Below are 14,696 nucleotides of genomic sequence, written 5' to 3' on the forward strand. Positions count from 1 at the left end.
CAGCCGTCCCGGCGTTTGAGCGGGCCCGCGCTTTTCAGCCAGGTCTCAGGTTCCCGCATAGTATGGCTGCGCCGCGTTCAGGCTATTCATTTTTCCCATAAGCCGGTAAAAACAAACTCCCCCCATCCTGCGGCCCGGAGCGCAAGGAAACGGCACGACAAAACGTCGTGCCTCACTTCTTGTTTTGTTGTTGGTTCGAGCGGCGATATGGCGCCGCTCCGCTCACAACCCGGCGCAGCGTTCGTGATTGGGAAAGGGGGAGGAGGGGAGCGGGCGGATGACGTTTTTTTGCCATAGGCAAAAAAACGTCGGAGCAAAGTTCACTTTGCTCCGACGTGGTGCGGCTGGCGGGAGTCGAACCCGCACGCCCATACGGACACAAGCACCTCAAGCTTGCCAGTCTACCAGTTCCAGCACAGCCGCAGATCACAGCAACTCAACAAGCTGCCTGATTATTATATTGCGTTTGGCCCTGTTTGTCAACTCAATTTTTTCTCCCGCACGCAAAAAAACAGCGAAAAAAGTGTTGACACCGGGGACATCCTATGGTAGTATATTTCTTGCGCTGAACGGCGCAAAACCACTTGCGCGAGTGGTGGAATTGGTAGACTCGCTGGCTTCAGGTGCCAGTGTTCGCAAGGACGTGCGGGTTCGACTCCCGCCTCGCGCACCACGCCGGAGCAAAGTTCGCTTTGCTCCGGCTTTTTTATGCCCGCGGCAAAAACACACGCCGTCCGTCATCTTTCGACATTTTGTGACTTTTGCAAAAATAGGACATCCCCCCTTGACTTTTAATAGTTATGTTTGTATAATAAAAGACAGCAGAAATCCAGAAATAACCTTATAATTTTATAATGTGCATTGTGCCCCTGCGCCTGGGACCCGGGCAGGCTCAGGGATAAGGGAATTTCGGTGAGACTCCGGAGCTATTCCGTATCCGTGTGTGCATGAGGCTGTTGTTCGCGGCGTGAGCCGGCCATTGGGAGAATCCTGAGAAGGTGGAGCAGCAGACGTGGGCCCCTGTGCCGGGGCCCGGAAGCATAAGCCGGTAGACCTACAGTGTTCGAGACCGCGTCCGCGTTGTGCGGGTGCGGAGATTGTCTACGGGAACAAACGGCCGTGACGAATGGAAGTACATTCGTCGCGGCCGTTTTCTATTTTTCGGGCGTGGCCCGCGGCTTTCTAGGGGCCGCCGGAGCGCCGGTGCACCTTGCAAATTCAATAGAGAAAGGAGACATGCCCACAAATCAACTGCGATCCCGTTCCCAAAATATATGTATGTGAAAGGAAGGGTAACATGCAAACGAAACTGAACCTGAGAAAAGTCCTCGCCCTGGGCGCCACCCTGGCTATGCTGGCCACCAGCGCCCTCGCCTCCTCCACCAGCTCCTGGCCCGTCTACGGCGGGAACGCCAACCACAACAGCGTGGTCAGCGGTGCGCCCACATCCATCGCCACCGGCTATCCCAAGCAGCTCAACCTCACCAGCACCACCGGCTGGGACGGTGTGGACAACGTGCCCGTCATGCAGACCGTGGACGGCGTGACCTACGCCTATGTGCTCTTTGACGGCTACGGCACCAACGGCGCCCAGGTGGTGAAGGTGAACTGCGCCACCGGCGGAGAGGTTTGGCGCACCACTGCCCAGCAGACCCCCGGTTCCCTCAACGCCAAGAGCGGCTTCCAGCTCTCCACCCCCTATCTGGACGACAGCACCGGCACCCTCTATGTGGGCGTGATCAGCGCCTACACCTATGATCCCGACACCGACGAATACCTCCAGAACAGCAAGAGCAAGATCCTGGCGCTCACCAACCTGGATGCGGCCCAGCCCACCGTGAGCGAAGTGCTGATCAACATCGACGGCCAGATCAACACCCCCATCGTCAAGTACGGCAGTTACATCTACTTCGGCACCTGGCCCGGCGGCTCCAACGCGGGCAAGTACTACCAGGTGGACGTGAGCACCACCAGCTATACCTATAAGACCTTCACCCCTGAGAGCTACGGCTTCTACTGGGCCGGGGCCGTGTCCGACGGCACCAATATCTACTTCGGCAGCGACAACGGCAAACTGTACTGGCGCAAAGCCGGCACCAATTTTGACTCTTCCTCTGCTGGCGGTGTGCTGGACCTGACTACCGCCGCAAAGGGCGCATCCGACGCGGGCAACGTCCGCTCCACCGTCATGCTGGACGGCGATAAGCTGTACTTCACCAGCCAGGGCGGCTACCTCTGGTGCTGCTCCTTTGATGAAAATGACGAGGCGCTCTCCATTCAGTGGAAGGTGTCCCTGGATGGCACCTCCACCTCCACCCCCACCCTGGTGAAGACGACCAGCGGCACTACCACCACCGTCGATATCTACACCGGGTACTACTCCGGCTTCAACGCCGGCGGCGTCCAGGTGACCTCCTTCACTCAGGGGAGCGCCCCCACCGACAGCAGCGTGGCCACCATCGCCACCGGCTTCCCGGTCCAGTGCTCCATCCTGTACAGCGACGGCTATGTGTACTTCAACACCAACTCCGGCACCGGCTGCGGCTTCTGCTACCCCGCCAGCGGCCGGAACCTGACCGCCACCAGCGGTTACGCCTGGAAGACCGCCAACGACACCTACGCCCTGGGCGGCATGGCCTGTGACAACGGCTACCTCGTCTTCGGCAACGATAAGAATCACCTGTACGTGGTGAAATAATCCTAGGGACCGTCGCCGGGGCGGGTGACCGCCCCGGCGACGGATTTTCCCATATTCTGGAGAGGTGAAGGAATTGATGAAAAGGCGCCTACTGTCCCTGTTCCTGGCCCTGACCCTGCTCCTGTCCCTGTGCGCCCCCACCGCCTGGGCCCTGGAGCCTACAAGCGAGCAAATCAAGTTTGTCATCGACCTGACCGGCTATACCGGTGAGATCACGAATAGCCTTCAATATACGCCCTCTGGTTCGAGCTCACCCACTCCGATCAGCATCACTCCCGGCCAGAAAAACGAATTCTTCGTGGAGAGTGGCGGTGCTTTTGCGAATACGAAGCTTTACTTGGCCACTGCACCGGCTAGATGGACCGTGTCGGTCACCGGCCTGGCGGATTGGAACGAATATCTCGTAGGGGCTACCCTGTATTTTAACAAAAATACATCCAGCTCTAGCAATCGAATATTTCGGACCTCGGAAAATTTTTTGCAATTTTTTGGCCGTTCAATAGATAAAATACTGGGGCCGGGAAATTGGGGCTCTGGCGGTCAGACCGTCGTGATCACCCCGGTCTTTCCCACGAGCCAATATTCTCTCACCGTAGGCTCCAGTGACGAGAACAAGGGTACTGTCTCCGCCACCGTTGTGGGAACCGACATCTATGAGCTTCGGGCCACGGCCGGCGAGGGCTACTCCTTTGACTACTGGCGCAACAACGCCTACGACGCATATCCCGACGACCCGGTGTATCAGATCCGGGAGAACCCCTATACCACCCCGGAGCTGACCCAGGATGCGCGCTACACCGCCTATTTCCGGAAGAGCCATATTCCCACCGTGTCCGCCTCTCCGGCGGAGGCGGGGACCGTGTCGGCGGAGCGGGTGCGGGACGACACCTGGAAGCTGACCGCCTCCAACAACGGCGCAACGGGCTATGTCTTCCAGTGCTGGAACCGGGACGGCTATGCCCAGAACGACCCGGTGTACCGGCTGACCAGTCCGACAGCGGAGGTGACCCTGGACGGGGACGCGGCCTACACCGCCTACTACGTCCCCCAGCAGGTCACCGGCGTGGCCATCACAGGGGCCGGCTGGGGCTCCAGGGGCTCCGCCGCCGGGGACCTCCCCATCTATGCGGGGACCCGCGTCACCGTGTCTGTCCGGATCGAGGACAACTCTCGCGTGCATTTGAGAAACAGCCATTTGGCGGTGTACGCCGGGGACCAGGCCGCCGTGGAGGCCGGAACCGCCGCCCTCCTGGCCCAGGAGGACAGCGGACAGTTTGGGCTGCCCAGTACCATTTCCGTGGCGGTGTGGCCCCAGGGGGTGGAGCGGATCACCGCCGTGGCCTGGACCGACGGCTGTGAGAAGCACTACGACACCATGGCCGTAAAGACCGCCTCCGCCGGGGACGCGCTGGACCTCACCTGGCTCTCCTCCCCCCAGGCGTACCGCACCTCCGCCGGCTCCGCCACCAGCCACCCCGCCTTCTTCGATGTGGCGGCCTTCGTGGACCGGCAGACCGGGCAGCCCGCCGTCTACGCCGCCGGCATCGGCGGCGTGTTCGAGCTGGACTACGGCGGCAAGACCGATATGGTCCCCATGGCCGGCATGGAGGACCTGGGCAGCGGCGGGGACAACATATCCGTAAGCTCCTACGCCCTGGCGGTGGGGGGCCCCGACGCGGGGGATCTGACCGCGCTGGTAAAGAAAGTCACCACCACAGGTTCCGGCATGGACAGCACCGTCACCTTCTCCTATGAGCTGCGCCGGTACGACGCTTCTCAGGGGGCCTGGGCCGTGGTGGAGGGCTCCCGGATGGCCAACGAGGCGCTGTATCCCGATCTCATCGGTATGAACGTCTACGCCCTGGTGCTGGACGGAGACGACGTGTGGACCGACAAGGCCCACTGGGACGGCGCCGCCTGGACGGCCCATGGCTATCACTTCACCGCCTTTTTCAAGGCGGGGGACGGCGCCGCCTATGCCATCGCCAGGAACGCGGACTATACCTATTCCTCCTACCGCTATGACGGCGCCGCCTGGACCAGGCTGGACGACCTGCCCGGCGCTCTGGTCAGCGCCTCCTCCGGCGGGAAGCTGCTGGTGGGCCTGGGGACCCGGCAGTATGACGGCGCTTATCCGGAGGGCTACGCCGTGGTGGAGGACGGCAAGACCACCGCCACCTACCCCGCCGTGAGCTCCTCCGCCCTGGGCGGCTACTGGACCCCTGACGGCTGCACCGTCTCCGACCAGATCCTCAACGCGGCCATCGGCTTCGGCGGGGACGGCGCGGTGTACGCCGCCGTGAGCGCCGATGTGAGCGGGACAAGCAGCTACCTCCTCCGGGCCGGTGAAGACGGCTGGCAGCTCATGGACACCGTGGAGGCCTTCGATCGGGAGGGCGCCACGGACCTGTACGCCCGTCCCACCTCCATCAGCCGGATCACCGCCGCCGCCGAGGGCGTGACCCTCTTCTACGGCAGCGACGGCGCGCTGTATCTCCAGACCGCCGATTTCACCATCACCTTCCACTCCAACGGCGGCAGCGAGGTGGCGCCCGTGACGGGCCAGGCGTGGAGCGCCGTCTCCGTACCCAGGCCCACCCGCGATGGGTACACCTTCGCCGGGTGGTACTATGACAACGACACCTTTGAAAAGCCCTGGAGCGAGACGGTCATCCCCGCCTCCAACCTGGACCTCTACGCCAAGTGGACCAAGAGCGGCAGCGTGATCGACCCCGACAAGGACCCCTATCACGAGGACCGCCAGAAGGCCCTGGCCCAGTTGGATGAGGCCCTGAACCGTATGGACCGGAAGGACTACAGCGAGGACAACTGGAAGACCATCCTCCTGGAGTATGAAAACGGCGTATACGCCATCGGCGTCGCCAAGCCCAAGCCCGTCAGCGACGACATCGACGACGTCAACCAGGCCATCTACAACACCATCTATAAGGCCCTCAACGCCGCCATCAACCGCATGAACGCCGTGCCCGTGCAGTCCGTGGGGAACATCACCGTGGCCGTCTCCGTGGACGCCGACACCATCGGCCTGGGCTATCTGGTCCGGCCCACCCTGGTGACGGTGCCCAAGTACACCCGCGCCTCCGTGGTGCTCACCGACCTCCTCACCGCAAACGGCTACCGCTGGGAGAACACCGGCACCATCGAAAACGGCTTCTATCTGGCACAGATCAAGCCCGTGGACCAGACCGACGCCAAGCCCGCCGACTTCCTGCTGGAGCTCAAGGACTTCACCTTCAACGAGGACGACAAGAAGGACACGAAGCTGGGCGAGTTCGACTACAACAGTTGGTCCGGCTGGATGTACTCCACCGGCGACAGCGACAACGACGATTACCCCTCCTTCCCCGGCGTGGGCGCTTCCGAATACCGGATGATCGACGGCGAGGTCATGCGCTGGCAGTTCACCTGCTACGGCTACGGCGCGGACCTCAACGCGGACAACTCCGCCTGGGGCACCGCCAGCGTGGTCCCCGAGCTGGGCAACAAGAGCGAGCTCACCTGGGAGGTGGCCGCCCTCCGCAAGGAGACCAAGGACGCCGAGCTGGAGAAGGACGAGAACTTCGTCAAGGCCATCGCGGTCCTGGAGGACCCCGCCGCCACCCAGAGCGAGATCGACGCGGCCTATCAGGCCCTCACCGGCCAGGGCGGCGGCGGCTCCGGCGGCGGAGGAGGCTCCGCCATCACCACCCAGCCCTCGGTCACCGTGGACGAAAGCGGCGAGGCCAAGGTGGAGATAAGCGCCGAGGATATGGCCGCCATCGTGGAGCGCGCCAAGGAGGACGACGCCGAGCGCATCATCATCGATCCCGACGTGGACGGCGCCCCCGACAAGATCACCGTGGTCCTGCCCAAGGAGTCCGTGTCCTCCATCGCCAAGGACACCAAGGCCGCCCTGGTGGTCAAGGCCGGCGCCGCAGACGTCACCCTTCCCACCGCCGCCCTCTCCGATCTGGCGGGCCGGGACGGCAAGACCGTCTCCATCTCCGCCGAGACCCTCAAGGATAAAAGCGGCAAGGCCACCGGACAGGTCCGCGTGGAGGTCAAGTCCGGCGACACCGTGGTGGAGCAGCTCGCGGGAGGCGTCACCGTCTCCCTCACCGTGTCCGATCCCACCTCCGGGACCGTGCTCATGCTCATCACCGAAGAGGGCGCCAAAATCATCAAAAAGTCCAGCCTGGACGGCAAGACCCTCACAGCCAAGCTGGACGGCTCCTGCACCCTCATGGTCAAGGACAACAGCAAAACCTTCTCCGACGTGCCCGACAACTACTGGGGCAAGGACGCCATCGCCTTCGTCACCGCCCGGGAGCTCTTCAACGGGATCAGCGACGACCAGTTCGCGCCCGCCGCGCCCATGACCCGCGCCATGCTGGTCACGGTGCTCCACCGCCTGGAGGACACGCCCGCCGCCAAGGTCGACGCCGCCTTCCCCGATGTGGACGCCGCCGCCTGGTATGCCGACGCGGTGGCCTGGGCCAGCGGGAACGGCATCGTCACCGGCACCGGCTCCGGCTTCGAGCCCGACGGGCAGATCACCCGTGAGCAGCTCGCCACCATCCTCTACCGCTACGCCGACTTCCTGGGTCTGGATACCTCCGCCGCCGGTGCGCTCTCCCAGTTCTCCGACGGAGACAAGGTTTCCGCCTGGGCCGAGGAGGCCATGCAGTGGGCGGTAGGCTCCGGTCTGCTCACCGGCAAGGGCAACGGCACCGTTGATCCCACCGGAAACGCCACCCGCGCCGAGGTGGCCGCCATCCTTCAGCGCATGGTCGCCATGATGGTGAAGTAACCGGCCAAAAATACCGTTGCTGTGCCGGCTGCGGCGCGGCCGGCACAGACCATTCGATCCCATGCGGTACGGGCGGACGCCCCCTCGGGCTCCCCGCCCGTACCGCGTCTTCTTTCAATAGAATAAACGGAAGGGCGCCCCCTGTAGAACCATCTACAGGGGGCGCCCTTCCGTTTGCCTATTCCCGGGGCTCCTTCGTCCCTTGGAACGTCTTTTTCTTTTCAGGCTGAAGGCCCAGTTGAAACAGCGTGTTGGACCACGACCCGCACCATTTTTGCAGGTCCTTGCGCAGCGCCTCAGGCGCCTCCTTTCGCTTGGGAGGCCGCCCCAGCTTCTCCGCCAGCCGCCGCACCTCCTCCAGCTCCCTCTTCGCCCGCTCATCCAAGTTGAGCACCTTATAATAGCACTCGTGCAGGACCGTGCGGTGCCGCTTTGTGCCCTTATTGGTGTTGCTCAGGACGGTCCCGGAAAAGGGCGTGATATGGGCCACCGGCTCCAGCCCGATCTGATAGAGCGTATTTCTCCAGGATCCGCAGCGTGCGATCAGTTTTTTTCGGAGCGGCTCCTCCACTTCGCTCCGCAGCGGAGCCCGCCCCAGCGCCCGCGCCTGCTCCAGCAGTTCCTCCAGCATCGCGCGGTACTCCGGCTCCAGGTCCCCGATGGGGTGCACGGTATCCTCCCAATGGATGCCCGCCGCGGTGAGGACCTGATTCCAGGTCTGATAATACTTCGCCAGGTCTCCCAACTCGTCCTGAAAGTCCTTTGGATGGGGAATGCGCCCCAATTGGATGCCCCGCTCCCGCACCAGCTCCAGCAGTTCCCGGTGGTGCTTGCGCTCCGCCTCCATCCTGGCCATCGATGTGCCGCCTCTCCCGGCCGCTTTGCTCAGACCTGCCTTTTGAAGGGCATAGGGCCACTTTTCAAATCGCCGTTTCAAATAGCACCGGTAGACCCAAAAGACCTCCCGTTGGGCGGGAGAGTGGCCCAGCTGTTCCGCCGTTTTCCGCACCACATTCAAAAGTTCCTCATCTGTAAAACTCTCATAGAGCAGCTTCCCCGCCGCTGTCTGGAGAGAGTATTCGTCAAGTTCCTCCTCAGACGCCTCGCTTTCTGTCTCGGACGGGTCGGTACACGCCGCCGCAAGCTGCGCAAGCCGCCTCTTTTTCTCTTCCAAGTTGGTCATACTCTTTCCTCCACACAGGAATTGGCGCCCGTTGTCCGCCGCCGCGCGCGCTCATGGCGTCTCGGTCTCTATCAGCCCGTATTTGACCTTGATGCGGTCCAGCTTTTCCAGCATGGGCTCCGCGGCAAACCAGAGAAAGAGGAAGGTGGCGGAGGCGTGGACCAGGTCCATGGGGAAGCCCGTGATGTAATACACCAGCAGGACCTTCCAGTTGAGCTCACTGGCCCACATGAGCGCCGAAACCGGGTTCATGATGCCGCCGTAGATGAGGATGGCGGCCAGAGCGCCGAAGACACACAGCGACATCCGCGCCCGGCGCAGCAGCCCCTTGCGGAACAGGACGCCGGCCAGGAACCCGATGATGCCCATGGCGAACATCTGCCAGGGCGTCCACGGCCCCTGAGAGAACATGACGTTGGACGTCAGCATGGTCACCGCGCCCACCAGGAACCCGGTCTCCCCCCCGAAGGCCACGCCCGCAATGATGGTCAGCGCCATGACGGGCTTGAACTGGGGCAGCATGAAGAATGCCGCCCGCCCTGCCACTCCGATGGCGCAGAGCACGGCGATGATCACAAGCTCCCTGGCCTGGGGCTTGTGCCCCTCGAAGATGAGGAAAAAGGGCGCCATGCATTCCAGCAGGACCAGCAAGGCGATGAAGTAATACTTTTTGTTGCCCAGATAGTAGACGCCCACAAACAGGGTCACGGGGACAAGCAGCAGAATCATCACCGCCGCCGCCACGGTGCGCTTGGAGAGCCGGCGTTTCCCTCTCGGCACCTGCACCGGCACCGTCGGCGGCCTGGAGCGGCGGCCGATGGCCAGAGCGAAGACGAACAGGGCGACGATCAGCGCCCCGTAGATACCGGCATAGCCGGCGCCCAGGGCGGTGGCGCCGTCCGCGCCCACCAGGGCCGTGAGGTCGGTGATCCCCAGCGCCTGCAGGAAGGCGGCCGCCGCCACCAGGGCCGAGACCGCCGCGATGGCCTTGCGCCACCAGGGGAGCGGTCCGGGCTTTTTGTCCGGGCTCCCCTCCGCCGGAGGGGGCAGCGGTCCGTCGTCCTCCGGCAGTTGGGGGACAGGGGGCAGCTCACCGCCGCAGGCGGCGATGATGTCCTCCGCCGTTACCGCCTCCGGCAGCAGGCTCCGCGCCATGCGGTTTGCGGAGGTGGTGTAAAAGCTGTTGCCGGAGAAAAATGCCCTGGGCGCGGCCTCCGTAACGATGCCGCCGTCAAAGAACAGGGCGCAGCGGTGGGCGTACCTGGCACAGAACTCAATGTCGTGGCTCACCATGAGGATGGTCACGCCCCGGCGGAGCAGCGCCTGGAGGATCTCGGCGAACACTTGCTTGAACTCCGCGTCCAGGCCCTTGGTGGGCTCGTCCATCAACAGGATCTCAGGGTCCAGCAGCAGCACCTTTGCCAGCGCCGCCCGCTGCTGCTCGCCGCCGGACAGGTCGTAGGGGTGGCGGTCCAGCAGCTCCTCCAGGCGGCACAGCCGCGCCGCCCATGCCGCCCTGGCCGTCTGGACCTCCCGCGCCATGCGCCGGTCCCTCAGGATCTCAAACAGGTCCTCCCGGACCGTCTTTTTCACAAACAGCGCCTGGGGGTTTTGAGGCAGCACCCCCACGCCCCCATGGGTCCGGACCGATCCCCGGTAGGGCTTGTGCAGTCCTGCCAGCAGCTTGAGGGTGGTGGTCTTGCCCGTGCCGTTGCCGCCCAGGAGGGCCAGGAATTCCCCCTTCCCGACCCGCAGACTCAGGCCCTTCACCACATCGGGCAACTCCTTTTCGTATTTGAACCACAGGTCCTCCGCCTCGATGGCCGCGCCCTCGGGGTAGCCGTGCCGCCGCTCCTTGGGCAGAGGCTCCAGCGGTCGTGAGGCCGCCAGACCTGTGAGCCAGTCCCGCCCCTCCCGTACCGTAACGGGGCAGGATGCCGCGTTCTCCACCGCCGCCCACACGCGCATCGCCGTGGGCATCGACAGGAACATGGAGTGGCCCGCCCCCTTCAGGGCTCCGCCCACCTCCTCCGGCGTACCCGTGCACAACAGGCGGCCGCGGTCCATCACCGCCACCCGGGTCGCCAGCGGGAAGGCGTCCTCCAGACGGTGCTCCGTCAGGATCACCGTGGTCCCAAGCTCCCGGTTGATCCGCCCGATGGTCGCCAGGAAGTCCGAGGCGGCGATAGGGTCGAGCTGGCTGGTGGGCTCGTCCAGGATGAGCACGCTGGGCTGCATGGCCATCACCGACGCCAGATTCAGGAGCTGTTTCTGGCCGCCGGAGAGCTCCGTCACGTTTTTATAAAACCAGGTCTGGATACCGAAAAAGGAGGCCATCTCCGCCACCCGCCGCCGGATGGTGGGCGTGTCGTAGCCCAGGCTCTCCAGACCGAAGGCCAGTTCGTGCCATACCTTGTCCGTCACCACTTGGTTTTCCGGGCTTTGCAGCACGAATCCGATCCGCTCGCTCTGGGTCCGCTGGTCCAGGCCATCCAGCGCCTTCCCCTCGAAGAGTATCTCACCCTTCCGGTGCCCGTGGGGCGCCAGCACTGTCTTGAGCTGGCGCAGCAGCGTGGACTTTCCGCACCCGGAGGGGCCGCAGAGCACCAGGAACTCCCCCCGCGCCACCCGCAGGTCCAGCCCTTCAATGGCCGGCTTTGTCTGCTCCGGATAGTAGAAGGTCAGGCGTTCAATCGAAAATATGTCGTTCATTCGTCCTCCTCCCGGGTCAGCAGGCCGCACACCAGGGTCAGGTAGTCCGGCATCCGGCCGTCCTCGATCCAGAGCAGGGGCTTATGCAGGTAGCGCTCCGCCGTTTCGGCCACGTTGCCGCCCAGCGCCTCGATGGAATAGCGCATTTTTTCCGGGCAGCGGCAGGGCGCGCCGTCCGGACGGGTGCAGCGCGCCCCGCACAAGGTGCAGCTCCCGGCGGACAGGAGCAGAGCGCCGTCCCCGGCGCGCTCCAGCGCAAGTAGTTGGCCCAGCAGCCCCTCCTTCTCCGCCTTCATGCCGCCGAGCAGCCCGTCGGTGTCCGCTCCCGGCGCGGGGACGAGCACACGGGCATACAGATGGAGGGTGTCATATCGGTTCCAGAGCTCCAGCGGGTCAAATTCGAAGGGCGGGCAGGACCAGCGGCGGCCGTAATTGCCGCACTCCCGACAGAAGCCCAGAAATTTTTCCACGTCCACACAGGTGCGCAGATACTCCGCCACGGGGACGCGGGTCTCGATGGTCTGGACGGAATACGCCTCACGCATTGGCCGTTCCCCCTTCCCTTTTCAGCCGCGCCCACACCCGGTCTTCACGGACATTCAGGCCGACCGGCGTCAGGCACAGGGCCAGATATACCAGCAGGAAGCTGATGGGAAAGGGCCCGGGCGGCACACCCTTGATCGTCGGGAAGTACCGCCAGTAGAGCCCTCCGGCCAAAGCGCCGGACAGGAGATAGAGCCCGCAGAAGGACAGCCACCCCAGCGCCGCGCGGTCCCGGTCGTCAAACCGGTAGATGGAAAAGGCGCTGCGCCCCGGCAGGCCGTAGCCGCGGCTCTTCATGCTGTCCGCCGTCTCGATGGCGTTCTCCAGGCACCATGTCACCATGATGGAGAGGATTGTGATCCCGTGGCGCAGCCGCTGGAGCACGCTTCCGTCCGACACGTCCCGCCCCACGCACCGCTGTGCCTCGCTCACCGTGTGGATCTGGGCCTTGAACTTCGGTACGAAGCGCAGCGTCATACTCAGCACCAGGGAGAGGGCCGGGATGATCCGGCCGAAGAGGTAGACGAATTTATCCGACGTCATCACCGCCGTATAACAGGAAAACCACTCGATCACCGCGCACAGCATGGCCGCCGCCGCAAGGCCGTATGCCATGCTCTCCAGGGTCAGCGGATTTCCCGAGGGCAGGTAGGTCAGCAGCGTCGCGCCCTCATGGTTGAACGCCGGGTTCACCACCGCCGCCAGCAGCAGCATGGGCAACAGGCCGCACAGCTGGAACCGCACCGCCCTCCGACCGCCCAGATAGACGGCGTAGATCAGGGCCGACACCAGTGAGATCCCCAGGCAGACCGGGTGCATAAAGAACATCGTAAAGCCCACCACCAGCCCGAAGTACAGGAAGTTGACGGCGGGATGGTAGCTGGAAAAGGTATCTCTGTGCCGCGTTTTTCATCACATCCGTTCCAGGGGCGCGGTCTCCCGCGCCCCTGCTGCATTCTGTCGCTATGCTCTCTGATCAGCCTCCGGTGGAGTAGAAGCCCCCCACGTCCACACCCAGGTCACAGGTGTACTCCCAGCAGATCACGTCCCCGTCCTTGAGCTGGTAGCGGGAACAGCCGTAGTTGGGGAACCATTCATTTACCTTGTACATCCACCCCGACAGCTCCCCGCAGTCGAACTCATAGAGATTGTGGATGCCCTCGATGTACGCGGAGTTGTACATGGGCGTGTTCTCAAACTCCATATGGATGCCCTTCTGCTTACAGGTCCGCTGGAGGACGTTGAACACGCTCTCCCCCTCGTAGAAGGTGACGGCGGTGGGCTCCAGGATCCAGCCGTCCTCCGGCACCAGCTCCACCTTTTCAGGGTCCAGCCAGTCCATGTTGTCCAGGATCGTGGCGCAGGAGATGGACAGTGTGCAGGTATAGGCCGTATCTGAAATGGAGGCGTCCTGGGGCTCTACGGGCAGTGGCTTTCCCTCCGGCACCGGGTCTGTGAGATATTTGTCCTTGCCCGTGTTGGGGTCCAGGACCATACCATGGGCCTCGGAGTACGCAGCGTCCCCCTTCTCCACACCGGGGGAGGAGCCTCCCGCGATGGCCTGGGCAGCGGCGATCTTCTCCTCTGCGGTGAATCCCCCTTCCAGTCCTCCGGGCCGGGACTCGATCCCGGAGGTGGGCGCGGGGGTGGCCGCCGGCTCCGTCTCCTCCTGCGCCGCGGGGCTCTCCGTTGGCGCGGGGAGTGCCGAGGCGGCGGGCGCCGGACTTGCAGACGGTAAAGGCGTGGTCTGGGGTGTGGAGCCGGCCGTCTCCAGAGAAACGGGGGGCGGGGTGGTTTTCTCCACCGTCCACCCCTGCAGCCCCGGAGCACCGCCGCCATACCAGAACGCCGCCGCCAGGATGACCAGCACCGCCAGTACGCCGACGACCTTTCCCCTGGTCAGCTTCACTTCTTCTCACCGTCCTCCCACGGTGTATAGAGGCAGTACGCCGGACACAGCTCCCCCATGTAGATCCACACGTTCTCCCCCATCTCTATGGGCTCGGGGAAGGTGAGATTAGGGACGAACAGCTTCAGCGTTGTCCGCCGGAGCCCCTTGAGATTGATCCCCTCCGCTACGGGCGCCGCGCGGAAGGCCGCCACGCGCTCCGCCAGATCTCCGATCCCCAGCTCCTTCGACAGCCGGGGGAGGACCTCCTCCTCCTTGCAGTACACCACGTTGTCAGGGTCCTTGAACCAGTTCACATGCATGATGGGCACTCCCTTTCCTTTTCCTTACTCTACAGAACTTTACAGATTTACAGCAGATTGGCGCTGCCCAGCAGGTTGAACAGCATCTGGGCGATCTCACAGCGCTTGATGGCCGCAGTGGGTCGGATCTCCAGAGCCGACTGGTCCAGGATGTCCTCCTGGTAACAGAAGGCCAGCCCCTCCCGGGCCCACTCCGACGTGGTCACATAGTCGGTAAACTGGGCCAGGATGTCCCGAATGGCGCCGGTGTCCAGGGCCGTGTCCATCCCGCAGAGCTTGGCCGCCCGGGCCACCATCACCGCCGCCTCCTGGCGGCTGATGGTCCCGTCGGGCCGGAAGGTGCTCCCGTCTCCCGTGCCGGTCACGATGCCGTACGTGCTGGCCGTGCCCACATATCCCGCGTACCACGCGTCCGCGGGCACGTCGGTGAACCGGTCCGCCGCCGCCGGCGTCAGGCCCAGGGCCTTCACCACGATGGCGGCGAATTCCGCCCGGGTCATGTCCCCGTCCGGGTCGAAGTTCCCGTCGCTCTTCCCGCT

Annotated in this window: 9 protein-coding genes, 2 tRNA genes and 1 riboswitch; of the genes, 3 read left to right on the forward strand and 8 right to left on the reverse strand. The window is 63.9% G+C overall.

Going from position 1 to position 14,696, the window contains the following annotated elements:
- Positions 1-336: 336 nt before the first annotated feature.
- A tRNA-Leu gene (locus ABUA09_RS12325) sits at positions 337-423 on the reverse strand.
- Between the two features lie 163 nt (positions 424-586).
- On the opposite strand from ABUA09_RS12325, the gene ABUA09_RS12330 reads away from it, so the two are divergent.
- The 3 genes from ABUA09_RS12330 to ABUA09_RS12340 all read left to right on the forward strand — a co-directional run bounded on the left by ABUA09_RS12330 (position 587) and on the right by ABUA09_RS12340 (position 7,508).
- Positions 587-673: transfer RNA gene (locus tag ABUA09_RS12330), tRNA-Leu, on the forward strand.
- Positions 674-844: 171 nt separating this feature from the next.
- A riboswitch (cobalamin riboswitch) is annotated at positions 845-1,076 on the forward strand.
- Positions 1,077-1,297: 221 nt separating this feature from the next.
- Positions 1,298-2,698 (forward strand): PQQ-binding-like beta-propeller repeat protein, encoded by a 1,401-nt coding sequence (locus ABUA09_RS12335; RefSeq protein WP_349949393.1) that lies wholly within the window; start codon positions 1,298-1,300, stop codon positions 2,696-2,698.
- A 76-nt stretch (positions 2,699-2,774) separates the two neighbouring features.
- Complete coding sequence (locus tag ABUA09_RS12340) at positions 2,775-7,508, forward strand: S-layer homology domain-containing protein (protein ID WP_349949394.1); 4,734 nt, start codon at positions 2,775-2,777, stop codon at positions 7,506-7,508.
- Positions 7,509-7,686: 178 nt separating this feature from the next.
- Here the strand turns inward: ABUA09_RS12340 and ABUA09_RS12345 are convergent, their stop codons facing one another.
- The 7 genes from ABUA09_RS12345 to ABUA09_RS12375 all read right to left on the reverse strand — a co-directional run.
- Complete coding sequence (locus ABUA09_RS12345; protein ID WP_195969990.1) at positions 7,687-8,691, reverse strand: homing endonuclease associated repeat-containing protein; 1,005 nt, start codon at positions 8,689-8,691, stop codon at positions 7,687-7,689.
- A gap of 51 nt (positions 8,692-8,742) precedes the next feature.
- Complete coding sequence (locus ABUA09_RS12350) at positions 8,743-11,403, reverse strand: ATP-binding cassette domain-containing protein (protein WP_279204217.1); 2,661 nt, start codon at positions 11,401-11,403, stop codon at positions 8,743-8,745.
- Positions 11,400-11,948, reverse strand: a complete 549-nt coding sequence (locus ABUA09_RS12355) for a DUF2284 domain-containing protein (protein ID WP_195614702.1) — start codon at positions 11,946-11,948, stop codon at positions 11,400-11,402. The genes ABUA09_RS12350 and ABUA09_RS12355 overlap by 4 nt, the downstream gene beginning before the upstream one ends.
- Positions 11,941-12,774 carry an energy-coupling factor transporter transmembrane component T gene (locus ABUA09_RS12360; RefSeq protein WP_208318757.1) on the reverse strand — a complete coding sequence of 278 codons (834 nt, stop codon included), beginning with the start codon at positions 12,772-12,774 and terminating at the stop codon, positions 11,941-11,943. Before ABUA09_RS12360 ends, ABUA09_RS12355 begins: the two co-directional genes overlap by 8 nt.
- 148 nt (positions 12,775-12,922) lie before the next feature.
- The gene (locus tag ABUA09_RS12365) at positions 12,923-13,855 is read right to left on the reverse strand and encodes a DUF4430 domain-containing protein (RefSeq protein WP_033117891.1); all 933 of its coding nucleotides are present in this window, start codon (positions 13,853-13,855) and stop codon (positions 12,923-12,925) included.
- Positions 13,852-14,157 (reverse strand): hypothetical protein, encoded by a 306-nt coding sequence (locus ABUA09_RS12370; protein ID WP_227151908.1) that lies wholly within the window; start codon positions 14,155-14,157, stop codon positions 13,852-13,854. Before ABUA09_RS12370 ends, ABUA09_RS12365 begins: the two co-directional genes overlap by 4 nt.
- 47 nt (positions 14,158-14,204) lie before the next feature.
- A partial coding sequence (locus ABUA09_RS12375; protein WP_349949395.1) for an S-layer homology domain-containing protein occupies positions 14,205-14,696 on the reverse strand: 492 nt, incomplete at its 5' end.

It is taken from the genome of Intestinimonas sp. RTP31139st1_F5_RTP31139_211217 (genome assembly GCF_040226735.1).
In the GTDB taxonomy this organism is placed as follows: domain Bacteria; phylum Bacillota; class Clostridia; order Oscillospirales; family Oscillospiraceae; genus Intestinimonas; species Intestinimonas butyriciproducens.

What these genes read in the sequence shown, in the direction of transcription:
- ABUA09_RS12335 (WP_349949393.1), top strand. Translation starts at nt 1,298, where the DNA reads ATGCAAACGAAACTGAACCTGAGAAAAGTCCTCGCCCTGGGCGCCACC.
- ABUA09_RS12340 (WP_349949394.1), top strand. Translation starts at nt 2,775, where the DNA reads ATGAAAAGGCGCCTACTGTCCCTGTTCCTGGCCCTGACCCTGCTCCTG.
- ABUA09_RS12345 (WP_195969990.1), bottom strand. Translation starts at nt 8,691, where the DNA reads ATGACCAACTTGGAAGAGAAAAAGAGGCGGCTTGCGCAGCTTGCGGCG.
- ABUA09_RS12350 (WP_279204217.1), bottom strand. Translation starts at nt 11,403, where the DNA reads ATGAACGACATATTTTCGATTGAACGCCTGACCTTCTACTATCCGGAG.
- ABUA09_RS12355 (WP_195614702.1), bottom strand. Translation starts at nt 11,948, where the DNA reads ATGCGTGAGGCGTATTCCGTCCAGACCATCGAGACCCGCGTCCCCGTG.
- ABUA09_RS12360 (WP_208318757.1), bottom strand. Translation starts at nt 12,774, where the DNA reads ATGTTCTTTATGCACCCGGTCTGCCTGGGGATCTCACTGGTGTCGGCC.
- ABUA09_RS12370 (WP_227151908.1), bottom strand. Translation starts at nt 14,157, where the DNA reads ATGCATGTGAACTGGTTCAAGGACCCTGACAACGTGGTGTACTGCAAG.